Genomic DNA, 19,042 nt, shown 5'->3' with positions numbered 1-19,042 from the left:
GTTAATTCGATTTGGATTGGAATTTGTAAATTGTTTTATGATTGTAATGTTCTCCTTTTTTTAGAACTGCTGAAGGAAATTCGGCATGATTTGGAGCATCTGGAAAATTTTGAGTCTCAAAACAAATGCCACTCAACGGGTGGTAATTGACTCCATCTTTTCCTGGGATGGTATCAAAACAATTGCCTCCCACATAAATATGAACGCCTGGCTGATTGGTATACACCAATAATTGCAGGTTGTTTTTAGCACTATAAAGTGAAGCCGCAACTTCTTCAGAGCTACTCAAAACAAAAGTATCATCTATTGCTATTGGGCATTTTTTAGAACTTAAAAAATCAAATGTAGTTCCGGCTACAGGCAGCACCCTACCAGTTGGTATATTTTGATGATTTTTCTCTAATATTTTTTCGGCATTGACGAATAGTTCTTGTTGCGTTACCGTATGCTGATGACCATCAAGATTAAAATAACTGTGATGAGTTAAATTTAATATAGTATCCTCAGTGGTAGTTGCACTATATTCCACTTTTACTTCATTTGATTCCGTCAAAGTATAGGTAACTTCAACGGTTAATTCTCCTGGGAAATTTTCTTCATTGGCAGGGCTAGTATAAGAGAGTGTTACTGCTGGATTCATACCCTGTTTAACGTTTGCTACTTTCCAGTTTTTTTTACTAAATCCATTTTCGCCTCCATGTAATACATGTGCACCGTGATTAGGGATGAGGTGAATGGTTTTGCCGTTTAATTCGAATGTACTTTCGTTGATTCTTCCAGCGTATCGCCCTACGATGGTTCCGAAATAGGGAGGACTTGGTAAATCGAAAGAGTTGATGTATGCTGCTGCGTTTTCAAATCCTAAAACCACATCTACCATGGATTGGTTTTCTAATGGAACTTTTATAGCAGTTACTGTGGCGCCGTAGCTCATTACCTGCACTTGCATGCCATTAGCATTTTTGAGCGCAACAAACTGAACTTCCTCGCCATCAGGCATTGTATTCAAGGATGTATCATAATAGTGTGTCATAAATTTGAAATTTTTTATAAAAGCGGTATTGGTATTAACTGTGAAATTCAAATTTAGTTAAAAACAGCTCTAATACATACCAGTACCTACCAGTTGTTTTTGTATATTGCCAAAAAATACCAACTATGAAATATATCACTGTTCAAAACAACCAAGGGATACCCAAATACAAACAAATAATTCAGTCGATTGAAAAAGCCATTGAAGCCGAAAGTTTAAGTAAAGGCGATCAGCTGCCTTCGGTAAACAAAGTGTGTTTGGCACACGGATTATCTCGAGACACGGTATTGCTAGCTTACGATGAATTAAAGAAGCGAGGTATTGTATTTGCTATACCTGGCAAAGGGTATTACATAAAAAGTGTGGAAATAAATATCAAACAAAAAATATTTTTGCTCTTTGACGAACTGAATATTTTCAAGGAAGATTTGTACAATTCATTTTTAGAAAACATCGGGAAAAATGCTCAAGTAGACATTTTTTTTCATCATTTTAATTTTCAGTTTTTTCAAAAACTTATAGCAGAAAATATTGGGGATTATACCAAGTATATTATTATGCCTACTGCTTTTGAAGAAGCACATACCACAATAAAAAACCTACCAGTAAATGATGTTTATATTTTAGATCAAACCAATCCGCATTTGGCCAAATACCCTGCGATCTATCAAAACTTTGTTGAAAACATTTATGATAACCTATTAAAAGGCAAAGACAAACTAGATAAGTATCAAAAACTCATACTCATCTTTCCTGGATATAGAGAGCCTTTTGGAATGAAAATAGGATTTCTAAACTTTTGTAAGGACTTTGGATGTGATCACGAAGTAATAACCGAATTTAAAAATCGTACTATCCAACAAGGAGAAGTGTATGTGATACCGAGTGATCGAGATTTAGTTAGTGTAATCGAGAAAGCGAAAGCGCAAAACTTAACTATTGGTGAAGATTACGGTATCATTTCATACAATGAAACACCGCTTAAAAAAATTGTAGAAAACGGAATTACCACTATTTCAACTGACTTTGTTGGTATGGGAAAAATATTGGCCGAAATGATATTGAAAAACAAAAAAGTGCAAATCGAAAACCAATGCAATTTGATTATAAGGAATTCGTTATGATATAAAACAAAAAAAACCGCTTCTAAAAAGAAGCGGTTTTTGTACCCGGAGCCGGAGTCGAACCGGCACGGTTTCCCACAGGTGTTTGAGACCAGCGCGTCTACCAATTCCGCCATCCGGGCTTAGCAGACCGAAACAACAACAGTTGTTTCACGCATAAAGAACAATTTAGTAGTAACTAAGTTGCTGTTTCTTTAACACGGTGCAAATGTAAAAAATAAAATTAAATCATCAACAAAAAATACTTAAAATTTTACTTTCAGTCTTGAATAAATTTTATAAATTTGCACCTCGTTAAAACAACACACACTAACTAACTACATTCGAGGTAAATACACTTGGTTTTGCTGATTTGAAATTAAAATAGTAAACCAAAAGAAGCGGCTTCGGAAATAAAAAAAATTCAATCAATGTCACACCTAGAACCAGAAGCTAAAATTTTTGCTTGTTCACAAAGTGTATATCTTGCAGAGCAAATTGCAAAAAATTATGGAATTCCTTTAGGAAAAGTAACCCTTGCTAAATATAGTGATGGTGAATTTCAGCCTTCATATGAAGAGTCTATAAGAGGATTGCGCGTTTTTATTGTTTGTTCCACATTTCCAACAGCAGACAATTTGATGGAATTGTTAATGATGATCGACGCTGCCAAAAGAGCTTCGGCTAGACACATTACTGCTGTAATTCCATATTTTGGATGGGCTAGACAAGATAGAAAAGACAAACCAAGGGTGCCGATTGGGGCAAAATTGGTGGCTAATTTGTTAAATGCTGCAGGGGCAACCCGCATCATGACCATGGACTTGCATGCTGATCAAATTCAAGGATTCTTCGAAAAACCGGTAGATCACTTATTCGCTTCTACCATCTTTTTACCTTATGTAAAAAGTTTAGGAATTGAGAATTTGACCATCGCTTCTCCAGATATGGGAGGTTCTAAAAGAGCGTATGCGTATTCTAAATTTTTAGAATCAGATGTGGTAATTTGTTACAAGCAAAGAAAAGTTGCCAATGTTATCGAATCTATGGAGTTGATCGGTGAAGTGAAAGGAAGAAATGTGATTTTGGTAGACGATATGATTGATACCGGAGGAACATTAGCTAAAGCAGCTGATTTGATGATTGAAAGAGGAGCATTAAGCGTTAGAGCGATTTGTACTCATCCAATTTTATCTGGAAATGCATACGAAAAAATCGAAAATTCTAAATTATCAGAATTAATCGTTTCGGATTCCATTCCATTAAAGAAGGAGTCTAGCAAAATTAAGGTTTTAAGTTGTGCGCCACTTTTTGCCGAAGTAATGCATATGGTACACCACAACAATTCTATTAGTGGTAAGTTTATAATGTAGCATTAGTGAGTAGTACATAGTTATTAGTAATTAGCAAAAAACAAGGCTAATCACTAATAACCAATTACTAATCACACAAAAAGAAGAGTTTAATTAATAACTATATAAATATTTAAAATGAAATCGATTACAATTAAAGGATCAGAAAGAGAAAGCGTGGGCAAAGTGTCAACTAAGGCCTTACGTAATGCTGGATTGGTTCCTTGCGTATTATACGGAGGAAATCAAGCGGTGCATTTCTCAGCAGAAGTTATGGCATTCAAAAACTTGATTTACACTCCAAACGCTCACACTGTTGTGATCGAATTGGGTAATGGTAAATCGTACAATGCTGTTTTGCAAGACATACAATTTCACCCAGTATCTGACAAAATTTTACACATTGACTTCTTCGAAATCCACGAGGATAAAGAAATCACAATGGAAGTTCCTGTGAAAATTATTGGTAACTCTAAAGGAGTTATGGCAGGTGGAGATTTACGTATGAACAACCGTAAATTGAAAGTGAAAGCTTTACCAAAAAATCTTCCTGATTTCGTAGAGGCAGACATCACTCCACTTGAAATGGGTAATAAGTTATATGTAACTAAAGTACCTACTCCAAACTTCAAAATCATGCACCCAGACAATACTGTAATTTGTCAAGTGAAGATTTCTCGTGCGGCGATGAAAGCAGCTCAAGAAGCAGCCAAAGCAGCCAAAGCTCCTGCAAAAGGAAAGAAAAAATAATTTGTTTTTTTTATATCAAAGCGTCAGTTTCAAAACTGGCGCTTTTTTTTTGGATACAATTGAGGTTATTTATGAGATTCTAACTCTCTTATTTTTTCATAGACCAGTTGGTTTTCAAAGCCTTTTCGGAACATAAAATCGCAAAATTTCTTTTGCTTTTTTAATGGATTGGTTTCGTTTATGGATTCCCAATGTTTGTCTGCTACGGTATGAAAGGTATCCAAATACCCTTCTGCATCGAGTTCTTGAAGGGCTTTGTTGATATTGTAGGTGCTAATCTTGCGTTGTTTTAGCTCGTTGGTAATTCTGATTTTGCCCCACTTTTTAATCCGGTGTTTGCCTCTAGCAAAACTGCAAGCAAAACGGGTCTCATTCAAAAAATTCTGCGCAATAAGGTGTGCCATCAATTGGTCTATTACCTCAGGTTCCAATTGCATGGTTTTTAGTTTTTGAATCACCTCTTCGTGACATCGTTCTTGATAGGCACAATAGTGTTCTATTTTATGTTGAGCTTGAAGAGAAGTGATGATTTTTGACATAAGAAAAGGTGCTGACAATTGGAACGCTAAGGGAGGTTTTTCAAGCGTTTTAAGAGAAATAACGAAGTGTTTTGCGAAAAGCGAGTTAGCTCTTGATTAATTTTTTTTCGGTGTCCAAAATGGCTCTTTCGTTTTTGTAGTCTATCCAAGCTTGTCCTTTTAGTTTACGCATCGTATTGTCAAAAAAACGCATAAAAAATACGTTGTATACCGCTTTTGATAAGTGTACCACGTTTCTTGGGAATGCTCTTAAACTCATAGAAAAACCTGGAGTAACATATTTCATGTAATGCCAATACCCTTCTGGCATATAGAGTACCTCACCGTGTTTTAGGTTGGTGATATAGCCCTTAGCATATTGCAAGGCAGGAAATTTTTCAAAATCAGGTTGGTCAAAATCGATATCCTCTCTTGAAATTAAGGCGTGAGGAACTTTGTAAAGGTAAGGGGTTTGATCAGGGGCAAACAAGATGCATTGTTTTTTTCCGTGAAAATGAAAATGCAAAATATTGGAATAATCAATATCATAATGCATGAATACTTTTGAGTTTTCCCCACCAAAAAACAACATAGGTAGTTGTTTGACCAAACGCAAACCTATATTGGGCCAATTGAAATCTTTTTGAAGTATGGGTACTTCTTTCATTAATTCATATAGAAAAATACGATAATTGGTAGGTTTGGATTGAAGCAAATCAATGTAATCTGCCATTTTCATTTGCGCATGTGCCTCATTAAAACCGTCTTTGTGGGTAACTGGGCGATCGTCGTATAGTGGGACAATTTTATCACCGGCCACATTTTTAATGTACTCTAGATTCCATTTTTCATAGGCAGGCCAGTCTTCTGTTAGTTTTTCAATAACTAGAGGTTTTTGTTTTTTTACATAATTTGTATAAAAATCTTGTTTAGAAATAGTAGGAACGCGTTCGATTTTAGTAAGATTTAATTTCATAAACAAACAAAATTATGATTAAAAAAAAGCTCTTAGTTTTAAGGCTAAGAGCAAATTTAATAAAGCTTTTATGTTTGAAAAAATATTTTTTATTTATTCTTAACCGAGGCTTCAAGATTTCTTTCGATGGTATGACCTGGTCTTGACCACTTTGGTTTTTCTCCTAATGATTCAAATTCTGAATCCTCAGCTTCAACGGATGGCGTTTGTGCTTTTTTGGTAAATGGTTTTTGAGGCTCTAATCCCAATAAAGCAAACATTTTCATGTCTTCATTAACGTCTGGATTTGGAGTGGTTAAAAGTTTTTCTCCAGCAAAAATAGAATTGGCACCCGCAAAGAAACATAAAGCTTGTCCTTCTTGGCTCATTTGTGTTCTACCAGCAGATAGACGTACTTGTGTTTCTGGCATTACGATACGAGTAGTGGCAACCATACGCACCATATCCCATATTTCAACAGGTTTTTCGTCTTGAAGCGGTGTGCCTTCAACAGCAACAAGGGCATTGATAGGCACTGATTCGGGTTGAGGGTTTAAGGTCGATAAAGCAACCAACATACCGGCACGATCTTCAACACTTTCTCCCATACCTATAATTCCACCACTGCAAACAGTAACTGATGTTTTTCTAACGTTGGCAATGGTTTGCAAACGGTCTTCAAATCCACGGGTAGAAATAACTTCCTTATAGTATTCTTCGGAGGAATCTAGATTATGGTTGTAGGCATACAAACCGGCTTCAGCCAAACGTTGGGCTTGGTTTTCGGTGATCATACCTAAAGTACAGCACACTTCCATGTCCATTTTGTTGATGGTGCGCACCATTTCAAGAACTTGGTCAAATTCTGGTCCGTCTTTAACATTGCGCCAAGCAGCACCCATACAAACTCTTGAGGATCCGCCAGCTTTGGCTTTTTCTGCTTTTTCCTTTACTTGATGTACAGTCATTAAGTTGTTGCCTTCAATGCCTGTGTTGTATCGCGCTGCTTGAGGGCAGTATCCACAATCTTCAGAGCAACCACCTGTTTTGATAGATACTAAAGTTGATACTTGAACAACATTAGGGTCGTGGTTTTTTCTGTGTACTGTGGCTGCTTCATAAAGCAATTCCATCAAGGGTTTATTATATATTTCTAAGATTTCTTCTTTTGTCCAATTGTGTTTTATACTGCTCATAGATGCATTTTTAGAGCGACAAAAGTAATCAAATTGTTTTTAAGTAACAATGTTGTACAATAAATGCATTTTTTATTTAAAGCTTTATGAATCGGTTGCCAAACGGTTGTTCCAATACATCAACAAGAGTAAGGTTACCAAGACCGAAGAAGCAATTCCTTCGAAAAACAGACAAATACTATAGGTCATTACAGAGGGATTGCCGCCAAACAAAAAAGTTTTGGATAAGGATTGTACATATTGATCTCCTCCCTGCAGGTAGCTGTAGATTATTAGTCCAATAATACTCAGGCAAACTCCTATTATTGACGTTTTCATGGCTGATTTTGCATTGTTTATCAATAAAATATTGCCTTCGTGGATGTTCATGACAATGGAACGATTCACCCCGTATAGTACAAAGAAAGTATTGAATAGACGCAAGTAAAACACATCGGACAAACCAAGAAGGTTCATGATCAAGAAATAAATGGCAATTCCCAAGAATATGAGAAAACCGTTCTGAAATTCTTTTGAAGTTTTCATAGTGTATTTTTTAAGTGATAGTTAAGCAATTGAAAGAGAATTAAATAACATTAAATTTACTCAAAAAAAACGACTAAAATGGTTTTTTAAAACAGATTAACTTTTTAGATTGTGTGTAGCGGTAGCAATGTAGGATCTAGTGTCCCTTTCGTCTTGGGCTAATTGCGATTTTAGGAAGTCAATGTTTTCGAATTTCTGTTCAGAACGCAGGCGATGCAAAACGGCTATTTTTAGTTCTTGATGGTATAGGTCTTTATTGAAATCCAAAAAGTGCACCTCTATGCTTTGCTTATTTCCTCCCACCGTTGGATTGATGCCAATATTCATCATTCCAAAAACAGTCTCGTTGGCGATGATGCTTTTTACAACATACACTCCATTTTTTGGAATTAATTTAAAATCTTCGAGAACTGAAAGGTTGGCAGTAGGAAAGCCAATGGTTCGGCCCAATTGTTTGCCTTGAATCACTTTGCCGGTTAATGGATAAGGATAACCAAGATAGGTGTTGGCCAAATCGATTTCGCCATCTTGAATTGCTGTTCTTATTTTAGTGGAACTAACCGAAATTTCATTAATTTCTTGAGCGGTAATTTGCTCTACTTCAAATCCGTATTTTAGTCCAAATGCAATTAAATCTTCGATATTTGCCGTTCTGTTTTTTCCAAAACGATGATCGTAACCAATTATGATTTTTTGAATTTTGAATTGAGCTACTAAAATATCTCTCACAAATTCTTCGGCTGACAGGTTGGAAAAGGCGGTGTCGAAAGGATGGATGACTAAGTTTTCGATGCCTAATTGATCCAATAATTCTGTTTTTTCATCTATAGTATTCAAAAGTTGAATAGTAGAATTTTCTCTAAGAACCATTCGTGGATGCGGAAAAAAAGTAAGTACAACACTCTCATACTTGCCATTTTCTGTGCTTTGAGTTACCCTTTTTAAAATAGTTTGATGTCCATAGTGCACACCATCAAAAGTACCTAAAGTTAGGATGGTTTTTTTACTACTATTAAACGCGTTGATAGAATGAAAAATCTTCAAAATGACTTATTTAAGAAAGCGCAAATTTATACTTTCTGTATAATTTTTGTAAAGAAATTGTAGTTTATTTTGATAGAATCTAGTAATAGGAGCTAAAGATTAATCCGCGTTTTCTTTTGGAAATGCTTTTTTGTTGAATACGATCAAAATACCCACACCAGTAGAAATGGCTACATCGGCTACATTGAAAATGGCATTGAAGAAGGTAAAGGGTCTTCCGCCAAAGAAAGGAACCCATACGGGCATAGGATAATCTTTGATGATAGGGAAGTAGAACATATCGACCACTTGCCCGTGAAACCAAGTTCCGTAAGGCTCTTCAGAGAACATAACGGCCAATTGCTGATAACTGTCGTTAAAGAGGACACCGTAAAAAACAGAATCGATAATATTTCCTAAGGCTCCAGCAAAAATTAAAGCGATGGCCACAATTAAGTAATTGGTACTTTTATGATTTCGAACAGCATCCCACAACCAATATCCGATACCTGCAACGGCAAAAATTCTAAAAACGGTCAAGAACAATTTTCCGTACTCTCCTGGAAGTTTGGTGCCCCAGGCCATACCTTCGTTTTCTATGAAATGAATTTTGAACCAAGAAAATACTTCGACTTCTTCGCCTAAAACAAAGTGCGTTTTGATATAAATCTTTGAAACTTGGTCAACTAATAAAAGTAAGAATATAAGGAAGTATGCTTTGCGTAATGACATGGTGAAAAATTTTGTGGGGCAAAAATAACGAAATTCGATAGAACTATTTCAAAAAAGAAATTCCAAATTCCAAAAGAAATCCTGGAATTTGGAATTAAAAATTAAAGGAATACCCTCAATTTATTTTTGTAAATTTTTAGCTTCAATACTCATAGTAGCATGAGGTACTATTTTTAAACGTTCTTTTCCAATTAATTTACCGGTTACTCTGCATATACCGTAGGTTTTGTTTTCTACACGGAAAAGTGCATTTTTTAAGTCCCTTAAGAATTTTTCCTGACGAATGGCCAATTGTGAATTGGCTTCTTTGGACATGGTTTCGCTACCCTCTTCGAAAGCTTTAAATGTAGGCGATGTGTCATCGGTACCGTTATTTAAATCATTCATATAGGCACTTTTTATCAAGTCAAGATCGGCTTGCGCTTTCTCAATCTTTTCTTTGATTATCTGTTTGAACTCTGCTAAGTCAGCATCAGAGTATCTTGTAACTTCCTCGATCATAGCCTAATTAATTTAATGGGTTGGTTAATAATATTTGTTAATAGTTGGTTTATTACTTTGAAATGGACATTTTAGTTACAATGTCATCGAATGCCACTTCTACACCATTTTCTAAACTAGGAGCAAAAATCAGTTCCTTGGTAAGGGTTTCTGATTTGATATAGTTTTCATTGGCAAGAATAGCTTCTTCTAATACAATATGATTTTGAACGTACACATTTACCTTGTCAGTAACTTCGAATCCTTGGTCTTTACGTAGATTTTGAATTCGATTAACTAACTCTCTAGCAATCCCCTCTTTTCTGAGCTCGTCGGTGATGGTTACATCAAGTGCTACCGTGATTCCGTTGGCATTGGCCACTAACCAACCTTCGATATCTTGAGAGGAAATTTCTACATCTTCTAGAGATAAAATTACATCTTTTCCTGAAATAACAATACTTAAGCTACCTTCTTTATCTAATTTATTGATCTGTTCTTGTGAGAAAGATTGTATTTCTTTTGAAATCAATCCCATATCTTTTCCAAATCTTGGGCCAAGTGCTTTGAAATTTGGTTTGATTTGCTTCACTAAAATTCCAGAAGCATCATCTAAAAGTTCAATTTCTTTAACATTCACCTCGGCTTTAATCAAATCGGCTACCGCTTCAATTTCTTTCTTCTGTTGTGCATCAAGTACAGGAATCATTACTTTTTGTAATGGTTGACGTACTTTGATCATTTCTTTTTTTCGTAAAGATAAAACCAAAGAAGATACGATTTGTGCTTTTTGCATCTTGCTTTCAAGGGATTTATCAACATATTTTTCAACCGAAACTGGGAATTGTGCTAAGTGTACTGATTCAAAATTTTCAGTTCCTGTTGCTTGTGTCAGGTCTTTGTACAACTTATCCATAAAGAAAGGCGCGATAGGAGCACTCAATTTGGCAATGCTTAACAAACAAGTATAAAGCGTTTGATAAGCTGCAATTTTATCTTGCGCATACTCGCCTTTCCAGAAACGACGACGACACAAACGCACGTACCAGTTGCTTAAGTTTTCTTGAACAAAGTCAGAAATAGCACGAGCTGCTTTGGTTGGTTCGTATTCGGCATAAAATACATCAACGTCTTTTATCAATGTGTTCAACTCTGAAATGATCCATTGATCAATTTCTGGACGTTCTTCTAAAGGCACCTCAGCTTCTGCGTAGCTAAAGCCATCGATATTGGCATATAATGCAAAGAAAGAATAGGTATTATACAACGTTCCAAAGAACTTACGACGCACCTCAGCAATACCTTCAATGTCAAACTTCAAGTTATCCCAAGGGTTAGCATTTGAAATCATGTACCAACGCGTTGCATCAGGACCATATTCTGATAACGTTTCAAATGGATCGACAGCATTTCCTAAACGCTTAGACATTTTTTGTCCATTTTTATCCAAAACCAAACCGTTGGATACTACGTTTTTATAAGCGATACGATCAAAAACCAAAGCACCAATGGCGTGTAAAGTATAAAACCATCCGCGAGTTTGATCGACACCTTCTGCAATAAAATCAGCTGGGAAATCGGTATTTTGATCTATTTTTTCTTTGTTTTCAAACGGATAATGCCATTGCGCATAAGGCATAGCACCCGAGTCAAACCAAACGTCAATCAAATCGGATTCGCGTTTCATTGGTTTTCCTGAAGCAGAAACCAACGTGATTTGGTCCACCACATTTTTGTGTAAATCAATCAAATCGTAATTAGTTTCAGACATATTTCCAATTTCAAAACCTGCAAACGGATTGTTGGTTTGAACGCCTGCTGCAATAGCTTTCTCTATCTCGTTGTATAATTCTTCAACCGAACCAATTACAATTTCTTCTTGTTTGTCTTCGGTTCTCCAAATTGGCAAAGGAATTCCCCAATAACGAGAACGCGATAAGTTCCAATCGTTGGCATTTTTCAACCAATTTCCAAAACGACCTTCACCAGTAGCTTTTGGTTTCCAGTTGATGCTGTCGTTCAGGTCGAACATACGGTCTCTCACCTCGGTGATTTTGATAAACCAAGAGTCTAATGGATAATATAAAATAGGCTTATCAGTTCTCCAACAATGTGGGTAACTGTGAACGTATTTCTCTACTTTGAAGGCTTTGTTTTCTTCTTTTAAACGAATGGCAATTTCTACATCTACCGAACGCTCTGGTGCTTCTCCTTCGTTGTAATATTCGTTTTTAACGTATTTACCCGAAAAATCACCTAGACCTTGAATAAATCTTCCTTGTAAATCTACCAATGGAACTGGCGTACCATTTTCATCTAAAACCAACATTGGTGGCACTTCTGGCGTAGCTTCTTTGGCTACTTTCGCATCATCTGCACCAAATGTAGGCGCAGTATGTACAATACCCGTACCATCTTCCGTGGTTACAAAATCACCCGCTATCACTCTAAACGCATTTTCTGGATTTTGATAGGGTAATACAAAAGGCAATAATTGCTCGTAACGAATATCAACTAAATCTTGACCTTTACATTCGGCTACGATTTGGTACGGTATTTTTTTATCACCGGCTTTGAAGTTTTCAAAATCAGTGGCATCTTCAGAAGCGAAAAAAGCTTTTGTAAATTGTTTTCCAACTAAGTTTTTGGCCAAAATCACATGAACTGACTCAAAAGTATATTGATTGAAGGTTTTTACTAAAACATAATCGATTTTTGGTCCAACCGTCAAAGCGGTGTTCGATGGTAAAGTCCAAGGTGTTGTCGTCCAAGCCAAAATGTGAATAGGACCAAAACCTTGTAAAAATGAAGGTAATGTTTCTGGTAGTGTTTTGAACTGAGCTACAATGGTCGTATCCGTTACATCACGGTAACTTCCAGGTTGATTTACTTCGTGAGAAGACAAACCAGTACCTGCTTTTGGGGAATACGGCTGAATGGTGTAGCCTTTGTACATCAAATCTTTGTTATAGATTTGTTTTAGCAACCACCAAACGGATTCCATATACTTGGGTTTATAGGTTACATACGGATCTTCCATATCTACCCAATAGCCCATTTTTTCAGTCAAATCGTTCCAAACATCGGTATAACGCATAACGGTTTTTTTACACGCTTCGTTATAATCTTCGATAGAAATGGTTTTTCCGATATCTTCTTTAGTAATGCCTAATTCTTTTTCGGTACCTAACTCTACAGGCAAACCGTGAGTATCCCAACCGGCTTTACGTTTTACTTGAAATCCTTTTTGGGTTTTGTATCGGCAAAAAATATCTTTAATAGCACGTGCCATTACGTGGTGAATTCCAGGTAATCCATTGGCCGATGGCGGCCCTTCAAAAAAGACAAAAGGCGTGTTGCCTTCTCGGGTAGTTACACTCTTTTCAAATATATTTTCGTTCTTCCAAAAATCAAGGACTTCAGCTGCTGCTTTGGGTAAGTCAAGTCCTTTGTATTCAGTAAATTTTGTACTCATGGTATCCGTTTCTTAATCGTGGCGCGAAAGTAAGAAATTGTTATGAATTATTCTTGGTTTATAAGGAGTTTTGTATTATTTTAAGAAGATAATTTGCTCAAAAATTGATAAAAAAGTACGGAAAAGAGTTATTTATAGTTTGAATCAAATTTTTTTGAATGATTTGTCTTATTTACTAAAATGCCATTATCTGAAAATTTCTCTTAAAACTTCCAAGGATTTCGGAGGTTTGAATCCGTCCAAATGATAGCTATAGTAATCGATTAAAATTTTAAGTAAAAGTTGACGCTCAGTAACTTGAAACACTTTTTGATCGGAATCCAATCTCAAATCGAGTAGTTTCTTTAGTAAATTGGATTGATGTTCAGACAAAGAACTTATGGCTTGAAACAAGGAAAACACGCCTTCGTTCATTTCAAAAAACGGCAAATCGCGATCAGAAGTATCCGGATAAAAGCCCAAAAATTTTGTCATTTCGAGCATGAATATCAAATGAAAATTGCTGATTTCATTGTGGGTGTCTAACCATTGCAAGGCGGCTTCGAGGTATTGAAATAAATCGTCATTTTTTTCTTCTTCGTGAATGGCATGATGTAAAATTTCTGACAGAAACATCGCGATGCTACTCTTAACAATATCCAAAGGAATGGTTTGAAAAGGAAATGCGGGTTTGATTTCTTTAAAATGTTCTAACGTGCCTTTGTTTTTGTGTACCGCTTCGATTTCGAGAAGTGATAAAGGTTGAAAATAGGCGATTTTTTGATGGTTCTTTTTTCCCGAAAAAGCATCGCGTACAAAATAGGATTTTAGGCCATGTGACTCTGTAAAGCACTTGACAATTAGGCTTTTTTCTTGAAATTTTAAAGTAGAGATTACAATAGCCTTGGTTTTTACTAACATAGCCTCCTAGCCTCCAAAGGAGGAATTAAATGAATGAAACATGCAAGAATTATTAGAAATCATCGAGATAGTATTTTAGTTTTTATCCAATTAAGTTTTGGAATTTGGAATTTGAGTTTTGGAATTTGTGATATTAAAATTCGATTTTTTATCTGATAATCATCACCTTTTTTACTTTGGTTTCAATACCGTCTTCGGCGGAGATGAAAATCATATACACACCCGTAGCCACTTTGTATTTGCCAAAAGCGGTGGTATCCCATTCGATAGTGCCTCCCTCGGCAACGGCTTCATGTACAAGATTACCCTCGATGTCGGTTATTTTTACATTGGCACGATCCAAAAGTCCTGCAATTTTTACGGTACCGCCAAATTCAGGCCTTACGGGATTGGGGTATACATAAACACTATTCAAGGTTTCGCTTGCCGTAGTGGCCATTCCTTTAAATGAAATTAGGCCTTTGGTCGTGGCCAAATATACTTCGCCAGTAGCATTGTTAATTCCGATGTCGTTAATAGTATTGCTCGGCAGAGGAGAATTGTTAATGGTAAAATGCTGCAGCGTTTTTTGACCATCGGCCGAAAAAAGGAACACACCAGAATCAGCGGTACCGATCCATTTGTTATTGGCCCCATCAACGGTTATGCTAGTTATGAATTGCTCATACAACAATTCTTGGGCAACATTGTTTTCTAAAATAATGATGGGTTTTGTTGTTAGGGCTGTGGTGTTTTCAAAATTATTGACATTAGACAATATGCGGAGGCCTTTGGTAGTACCAATCCAAAGTTGGTTGTTTTTGTCAAGGGCTAATGTTCTGACATCTGTAGTAGGAAGATTTCCTGCATCGGTGCCAAAAGATATTTTTTTGTATTGCGTTGGCTTTTTTTCGTTGAAAGCAATCAGACCATCGGATATGGTGCCTATCCATTTGGTGCCATTTTTATCAACGGTTATTTCGCTCATACTAACATCAATACTTTTAGATACAATTGGATTCAATGAATAACTTTGCCACTCACCGTTAGTCTTCAAAACCTTAATGCCATTTTCAATTCTCGAATTGGTAATCCATAAATTCCCCGAATCATCAAATGCGGTTCCGTTTATACGTACATCGATATAAGAAGGACCTACGAAAGTTATAGATTCTAATCCAGAATTTTTTTCATTAAATAGGTTTTTTGGGGTATCGTTTTCAATTTGTAACAAACCCGAAAAAAAGGAACTAGCGTATACTTTGGACTCATTAATGGGATCAACTATAATTTTAGAGATAGATTTCGCACCCAAGACTTCCGTAGCAGGAATTGTCAACCAACCTTTTGAGTCTAGTTTGTTAATGCCATATAAATTAGGACCACTATTGTTGTAAGTATAGGGGTTGTAATCTACAGAATAACCTCCAAAGACAGTCCAAAGCGCATTGGGTGTTACATCTAGTCCAAAAACTGCATTTCGTAATGGACCTTTAGGGGATTCTTCATTGAAGGAGTTATTATTTGCAATACTAGATGAAAATAATCCGTTTTCTTTGGTGCCAAGATAAAGTTTGGAATTAAGTAGTAGTGCGCAAGTAAATTGTGGTAGGCTATTACTGAATTGAGTATTGTCAATTTTTTTAACTAAATTAAATCCGGTGGAGTAGAGGGCTACTTGATTAGAGGTAGTTACTATCAAATTGGAACTGTCAGCTCTTAAATCTAGAATTGATGACCCAAAATTCTGTATGTTAGAAAAAACCAAGCCTGTTTCTTTGAATAAGGCACCACTGAAATTGGCGGCATACACCTCATTATCAAAAACGGTAATGCCAGACCAATTGTCTTGCGCTATGGTTGACCATTGCTTAAAATCATTTAGGTTTGGGTTGCTAATTGCAGCTTTTCGAATTCCGTTTGCAGTAGCAGCATAGAGCCAGCCGTTTTGCAATGTGGTTTGTCGTACGGCAATTTCTTTTCCGTTGTCGCCAATAAAGTAGGTGTCGCCAAACAGTAGGGTTTTGAGGTTGTATTGTACGATACCAAAGTCGCAGGAAATATAGAGAATGTCTTGGTATTCTAGGAAATGATTGACTTTTTTGACGGTTGCAGGAAGCTGTTTGTTGATTATATCGACCACTTTTGATAGTGTTCCGTCCTCTTCATTAATAACTATTAAAAGTCCATTTTCATATCCCACTATGGTTTTGTTGAAGGTGCTGCTGTGATACAAAGCAGAAATGGTTGTTCCAGACAGCCCTTCTATGGTTGTAGTTGTTTTTAGAGAATTGTTATTTGTGTTTTTTGAAAACAAAGCGTTTTCGGCAGCAGCAAAAACGGCTGAATTTGATGATGAAAGGTCTTTGATTTCATTGTATGAAAAAAAACCGTTCCATTGCGATTGTTGTTGCGAATGTCCAATATTAAATAGGAATAAAAGAAAAAAAAACAGTGCTATTCTTCTCATAAAGTGTGTAAAATGAATTACAAATATAACATAAACGAGTTGTACTGGGTTCGCTTAAAAAGTAAAAAGCCTTCAATCGAGAAAAGATTGAAGGCTTTTGGGGTCTTTCTAAAGAATATTAAACCACTCCTTGTGCTAACATAGCATCTGCAACTTTTACGAAACCTGCAATATTAGCTCCTTTTACGTAGTCAACAAATCCTGTTGAGTCAGTACCATATTTCACACATGAAGCATGGATGTTCAACATAATGTTGTATAATTTCTCGTCAACTTCTTCTGTAGTCCAACTCAAACGCAAAGAGTTTTGAGACATTTCCAATCCTGAAGTAGCAACTCCACCGGCATTAGAAGCTTTTCCAGGAGCAAACAAAATTTTGGCTTTCAAGAAAGCTTCAACGGCTTCTGGTGTAGATGGCATGTTAGCTCCTTCAGCCACTGCAATACAGCCGTTAGCTAATAAAGTAGCAGCTTCTTTACCATTCAATTCATTTTGTGTAGCACATGGCAAAGCAATATCACATTTTACTTCCCAAGGACGTTTTCCTGCTACATATTTTGCATTTGGATATTTAGTTACATATTCGCTAATTCTACCACGTAATTCATTTTTCAATTCCATTACGAAGGCTAATTTTTCAGCATCAATTCCATCCGCATCATAAATGTATCCAGCAGAATCAGATAAAGTTACCACTTTACCACCCAATTGAGTAGCTTTTTGTGTAGCGTATTGTGCTACATTTCCTGATCCAGAAATGGCTACTGTTTTACCTTCAAATGAATCGCCTTTGGTTTTCAACATGCTTTGAGCAAAATAAACTGTACCATAACCTGTTGCTTCTGGACGAATTAATGATCCACCGAAAGAAATTCCTTTACCTGTTAATACACCTGTAAATTCATTTCTTAATCTTTTGTATTGTCCAAATAAGTAGCCTACTTCGCGACCACCAACACCAATATCACCAGCAGGTACGTCGGTATCAGCTCCAATATGTTTGGCTAATTCGGTCATAAAACTTTGACAGAATTTCATGATTTCGTTGTCTGATTTTCCTTTAGGATCGAAATCAGATCCACCTTTTCCACCACCCATTGGTAATGTTGTTAAACTGTTTTTGAACGTTTGCTCAAAAGCCAAGAATTTCAAAATACTTAAGTTTACCGAAGGGTGAAAACGTAATCCGCCTTTGTAAGGTCCAATGGCTGAGTTCATTTGAATGCGGTATCCACGATTTACTTGAGTGTTGCCTTGGTCATCAATCCAAGTCACTCTAAACATGATTACGCGCTCAGGCTCCACCATACGCTCTAAAAGCATTTTGTTTTGGTATTTTTTATTTTGTTCTATAAACGGAATTACAGTTTCGGCAACTTCTAAAACGGCTTGTAAAAACTCTGGTTCATTCGGATTTTTTTTAGCAACCGATTCTATAAAGTTTGTAATACTTTGTGACATATTTTTTTCAATTAAAAAAGTTAAAAATATATTTTTATTTTAGGCAAATATAATTCATAAAAGTTAAATTTGACCTAAATATTTATGAAAAAAAGGAAAAATAACTAAAATTTAAGCAAAATTAATTTAAACCTTATTTTTGGTAGTCAAAACACGAAATCGTTGTAGTTTATGTAATAAAAAACGAGTTTAACTGTCAATTTTGAGATACTTTTTTTTAAGACTTTTATTCTAAAATAGTTTTTTATATTTGCTTTAGGTTAAACAAAAAAAAATGTTAAATAAACAATTAGTGGCGTTGTTGATTCTACTAGGAATTACAACCAATAGCAGCGCCCAATTACTTACTGCAAAAGATGTTGGAATTATAAGTGGTTTAGTGGCTTTTCAGTCGGATTATGGCGAGCGCCACGATTTTGATACTAATAAAGGAAATACAGGTTTTGGAGTTGGAATTGTGCATTATATCAATTTTTCTTCCCGTTCTGATTATGGTGCATTTTTTAATGATCATGTCAAAGTCCGTTCAGAATTATCGTATTATACTACCAAGTTGAATCATTTTGGTCGATGGGTTGAAGGGGGAAATAATACCCTTGGGAAACAACAATTACGAGCTATGAGTGGTTCCTCGGATGTGGTGAATTTTGGGGTTCAAACCGAATTCTATTTGTTGAACATTCATGATTTTGAAAATTATGTTGGCTCCTTTGCGCCTTATGTAAGTTTAGGCGCTTTTTATAGTTTTTACAATGCCAAAGCTACTTCTTCATTAGGCGAAATGGGAACGCCTGAAGTGACTTTTCCTAAATATTTGATACCTTCAGACGGGCGTCCTAATGGTTTTTCAAATGAAAATCGAGGGGTTTTATCCGTTACCGGTAGTTTAGGCGTACGTTACAAATTGAATAAAATAAGCGATTTACAATTTGACACCCGTTTTCAATATTTTAATTCGGATTGGGTAGACGGTCTTAACCCGAACAAGGATTTATTCAAGGAAAATAAGTCCAACGATTGGAACGTTTGGTTTAACTTCGGTTACATTTATTATCTAGAATGGTTATAATGATAAAAGGCTCTACAATA

General features: G+C 36.0%; 16 protein-coding genes and 1 tRNA gene. 4 read left to right on the top strand and 13 right to left on the bottom strand.

Going from position 1 to position 19,042, the window contains the following annotated elements:
* Position 1: 1 nt before the first annotated feature.
* Positions 2-1,033: an aldose epimerase family protein gene (locus ACZIX2_RS09075; RefSeq protein ID WP_463339782.1), complete on the bottom strand. Its 1,032-nt coding sequence runs from the start codon at positions 1,031-1,033 to the stop codon at positions 2-4.
* Between the two features lie 125 nt (positions 1,034-1,158).
* Between ACZIX2_RS09075 and ACZIX2_RS09070 the strand changes: the two genes are divergently transcribed.
* A complete protein-coding gene (locus tag ACZIX2_RS09070) occupies positions 1,159-2,157 on the top strand; it encodes a GntR family transcriptional regulator (RefSeq protein WP_463339781.1) in 999 nt (332 codons plus the stop codon).
* A gap of 42 nt (positions 2,158-2,199) precedes the next feature.
* Here the strand turns inward: ACZIX2_RS09070 and ACZIX2_RS09065 are convergent.
* Positions 2,200-2,279, bottom strand: a tRNA-Leu gene (locus tag ACZIX2_RS09065).
* A gap of 288 nt (positions 2,280-2,567) precedes the next feature.
* On the opposite strand from ACZIX2_RS09065, the gene ACZIX2_RS09060 reads away from it, so the two are divergent.
* The gene (locus ACZIX2_RS09060; RefSeq protein WP_463339780.1) at positions 2,568-3,509 is read left to right on the top strand and encodes a ribose-phosphate pyrophosphokinase; all 942 of its coding nucleotides are present in this window, start codon (positions 2,568-2,570) and stop codon (positions 3,507-3,509) included.
* A 117-nt stretch (positions 3,510-3,626) separates the two neighbouring features.
* On the top strand, positions 3,627-4,238 hold the full coding sequence (locus ACZIX2_RS09055; RefSeq protein WP_463339779.1) for a 50S ribosomal protein L25/general stress protein Ctc: 612 nt from the start codon (positions 3,627-3,629) through the stop codon (positions 4,236-4,238).
* Between the two features lie 65 nt (positions 4,239-4,303).
* Here the strand turns inward: ACZIX2_RS09055 and ACZIX2_RS09050 are convergent, their stop codons facing one another.
* The 11 genes from ACZIX2_RS09050 to gdhA form a co-directional block, all read right to left on the bottom strand.
* Positions 4,304-4,777 carry a regulatory protein RecX gene (locus ACZIX2_RS09050; protein WP_463339778.1) on the bottom strand — a complete coding sequence of 158 codons (474 nt, stop codon included), beginning with the start codon at positions 4,775-4,777 and terminating at the stop codon, positions 4,304-4,306.
* Positions 4,778-4,862: 85 nt separating this feature from the next.
* Complete coding sequence (locus ACZIX2_RS09045) at positions 4,863-5,732, bottom strand: cupin-like domain-containing protein (protein ID WP_463339777.1); 870 nt, start codon at positions 5,730-5,732, stop codon at positions 4,863-4,865.
* A gap of 89 nt (positions 5,733-5,821) precedes the next feature.
* A complete protein-coding gene (gene bioB / locus ACZIX2_RS09040; RefSeq protein ID WP_463339776.1) occupies positions 5,822-6,907 on the bottom strand; it encodes a biotin synthase BioB in 1,086 nt (361 codons plus the stop codon).
* An 84-nt stretch (positions 6,908-6,991) separates the two neighbouring features.
* On the bottom strand, positions 6,992-7,432 hold the full coding sequence (locus ACZIX2_RS09035; protein WP_463339775.1) for a hypothetical protein: 441 nt from the start codon (positions 7,430-7,432) through the stop codon (positions 6,992-6,994).
* Between the two features lie 96 nt (positions 7,433-7,528).
* Positions 7,529-8,476, bottom strand: a complete 948-nt coding sequence (locus tag ACZIX2_RS09030; protein ID WP_463339774.1) for a bifunctional riboflavin kinase/FAD synthetase — start codon at positions 8,474-8,476, stop codon at positions 7,529-7,531.
* A 99-nt stretch (positions 8,477-8,575) separates the two neighbouring features.
* A complete protein-coding gene (locus ACZIX2_RS09025) occupies positions 8,576-9,187 on the bottom strand; it encodes a lipoprotein signal peptidase (RefSeq protein WP_463339773.1) in 612 nt (203 codons plus the stop codon).
* Between the two features lie 120 nt (positions 9,188-9,307).
* Entirely contained in the window at positions 9,308-9,688 is a 381-nt protein-coding gene (locus ACZIX2_RS09020; protein ID WP_463339772.1) for a TraR/DksA family transcriptional regulator, read from the bottom strand.
* A 52-nt stretch (positions 9,689-9,740) separates the two neighbouring features.
* Positions 9,741-13,142: an isoleucine--tRNA ligase gene (gene ileS / locus ACZIX2_RS09015; RefSeq protein ID WP_463339771.1), complete on the bottom strand. Its 3,402-nt coding sequence runs from the start codon at positions 13,140-13,142 to the stop codon at positions 9,741-9,743.
* 186 nt (positions 13,143-13,328) lie between these two features.
* Positions 13,329-14,042, bottom strand: coding sequence for a DNA repair protein RecO (gene recO / locus ACZIX2_RS09010; protein WP_463339770.1), 714 nt, complete (start codon positions 14,040-14,042; stop codon positions 13,329-13,331).
* A gap of 148 nt (positions 14,043-14,190) precedes the next feature.
* The gene (gene porZ, locus ACZIX2_RS09005) at positions 14,191-16,491 is read right to left on the bottom strand and encodes a type IX secretion system anionic LPS delivery protein PorZ (protein ID WP_463339769.1); all 2,301 of its coding nucleotides are present in this window, start codon (positions 16,489-16,491) and stop codon (positions 14,191-14,193) included.
* A gap of 118 nt (positions 16,492-16,609) precedes the next feature.
* Positions 16,610-17,953: an NADP-specific glutamate dehydrogenase gene (gene gdhA, locus ACZIX2_RS09000; protein ID WP_463339768.1), complete on the bottom strand. Its 1,344-nt coding sequence runs from the start codon at positions 17,951-17,953 to the stop codon at positions 16,610-16,612.
* 274 nt (positions 17,954-18,227) lie between these two features.
* Here gdhA and ACZIX2_RS08995 point away from each other — a divergent pair, with 274 nt between their 5' ends.
* Entirely contained in the window at positions 18,228-19,022 is a 795-nt protein-coding gene (locus tag ACZIX2_RS08995; protein ID WP_463339767.1) for a THC0290_0291 family protein, read from the top strand.
* Positions 19,023-19,042 lie beyond the last annotated feature (20 nt).

This window comes from Flavobacterium riviphilum (assembly GCF_055231795.1).
The sequence above is the reverse complement of the archived record's forward strand: the minus strand, read 5'-3'. Positions and strand labels throughout refer to the sequence as shown.

Bases quoted from the DNA above. Each gene is read 5' to 3' on its own strand.
- ACZIX2_RS09075 (WP_463339782.1), bottom strand. From the start codon at position 1,033: ATGACACACTATTATGATACATCCTTGAATACAATGCCTGATGGCGAG.
- ACZIX2_RS09070 (WP_463339781.1), top strand. From the start codon at position 1,159: ATGAAATATATCACTGTTCAAAACAACCAAGGGATACCCAAATACAAA.
- ACZIX2_RS09060 (WP_463339780.1), top strand. From the start codon at position 2,568: ATGTCACACCTAGAACCAGAAGCTAAAATTTTTGCTTGTTCACAAAGT.
- ACZIX2_RS09055 (WP_463339779.1), top strand. From the start codon at position 3,627: ATGAAATCGATTACAATTAAAGGATCAGAAAGAGAAAGCGTGGGCAAA.
- ACZIX2_RS09050 (WP_463339778.1), bottom strand. From the start codon at position 4,777: ATGTCAAAAATCATCACTTCTCTTCAAGCTCAACATAAAATAGAACAC.
- ACZIX2_RS09045 (WP_463339777.1), bottom strand. From the start codon at position 5,732: ATGAAATTAAATCTTACTAAAATCGAACGCGTTCCTACTATTTCTAAA.
- bioB (WP_463339776.1), bottom strand. From the start codon at position 6,907: ATGAGCAGTATAAAACACAATTGGACAAAAGAAGAAATCTTAGAAATA.
- ACZIX2_RS09035 (WP_463339775.1), bottom strand. From the start codon at position 7,432: ATGAAAACTTCAAAAGAATTTCAGAACGGTTTTCTCATATTCTTGGGA.
- ACZIX2_RS09025 (WP_463339773.1), bottom strand. From the start codon at position 9,187: ATGTCATTACGCAAAGCATACTTCCTTATATTCTTACTTTTATTAGTT.
- ACZIX2_RS09020 (WP_463339772.1), bottom strand. From the start codon at position 9,688: ATGATCGAGGAAGTTACAAGATACTCTGATGCTGACTTAGCAGAGTTC.
- ileS (WP_463339771.1), bottom strand. From the start codon at position 13,142: ATGAGTACAAAATTTACTGAATACAAAGGACTTGACTTACCCAAAGCA.
- recO (WP_463339770.1), bottom strand. From the start codon at position 14,042: ATGTTAGTAAAAACCAAGGCTATTGTAATCTCTACTTTAAAATTTCAA.
- porZ (WP_463339769.1), bottom strand. From the start codon at position 16,491: ATGAGAAGAATAGCACTGTTTTTTTTTCTTTTATTCCTATTTAATATT.
- gdhA (WP_463339768.1), bottom strand. From the start codon at position 17,953: ATGTCACAAAGTATTACAAACTTTATAGAATCGGTTGCTAAAAAAAAT.
- ACZIX2_RS08995 (WP_463339767.1), top strand. From the start codon at position 18,228: ATGTTAAATAAACAATTAGTGGCGTTGTTGATTCTACTAGGAATTACA.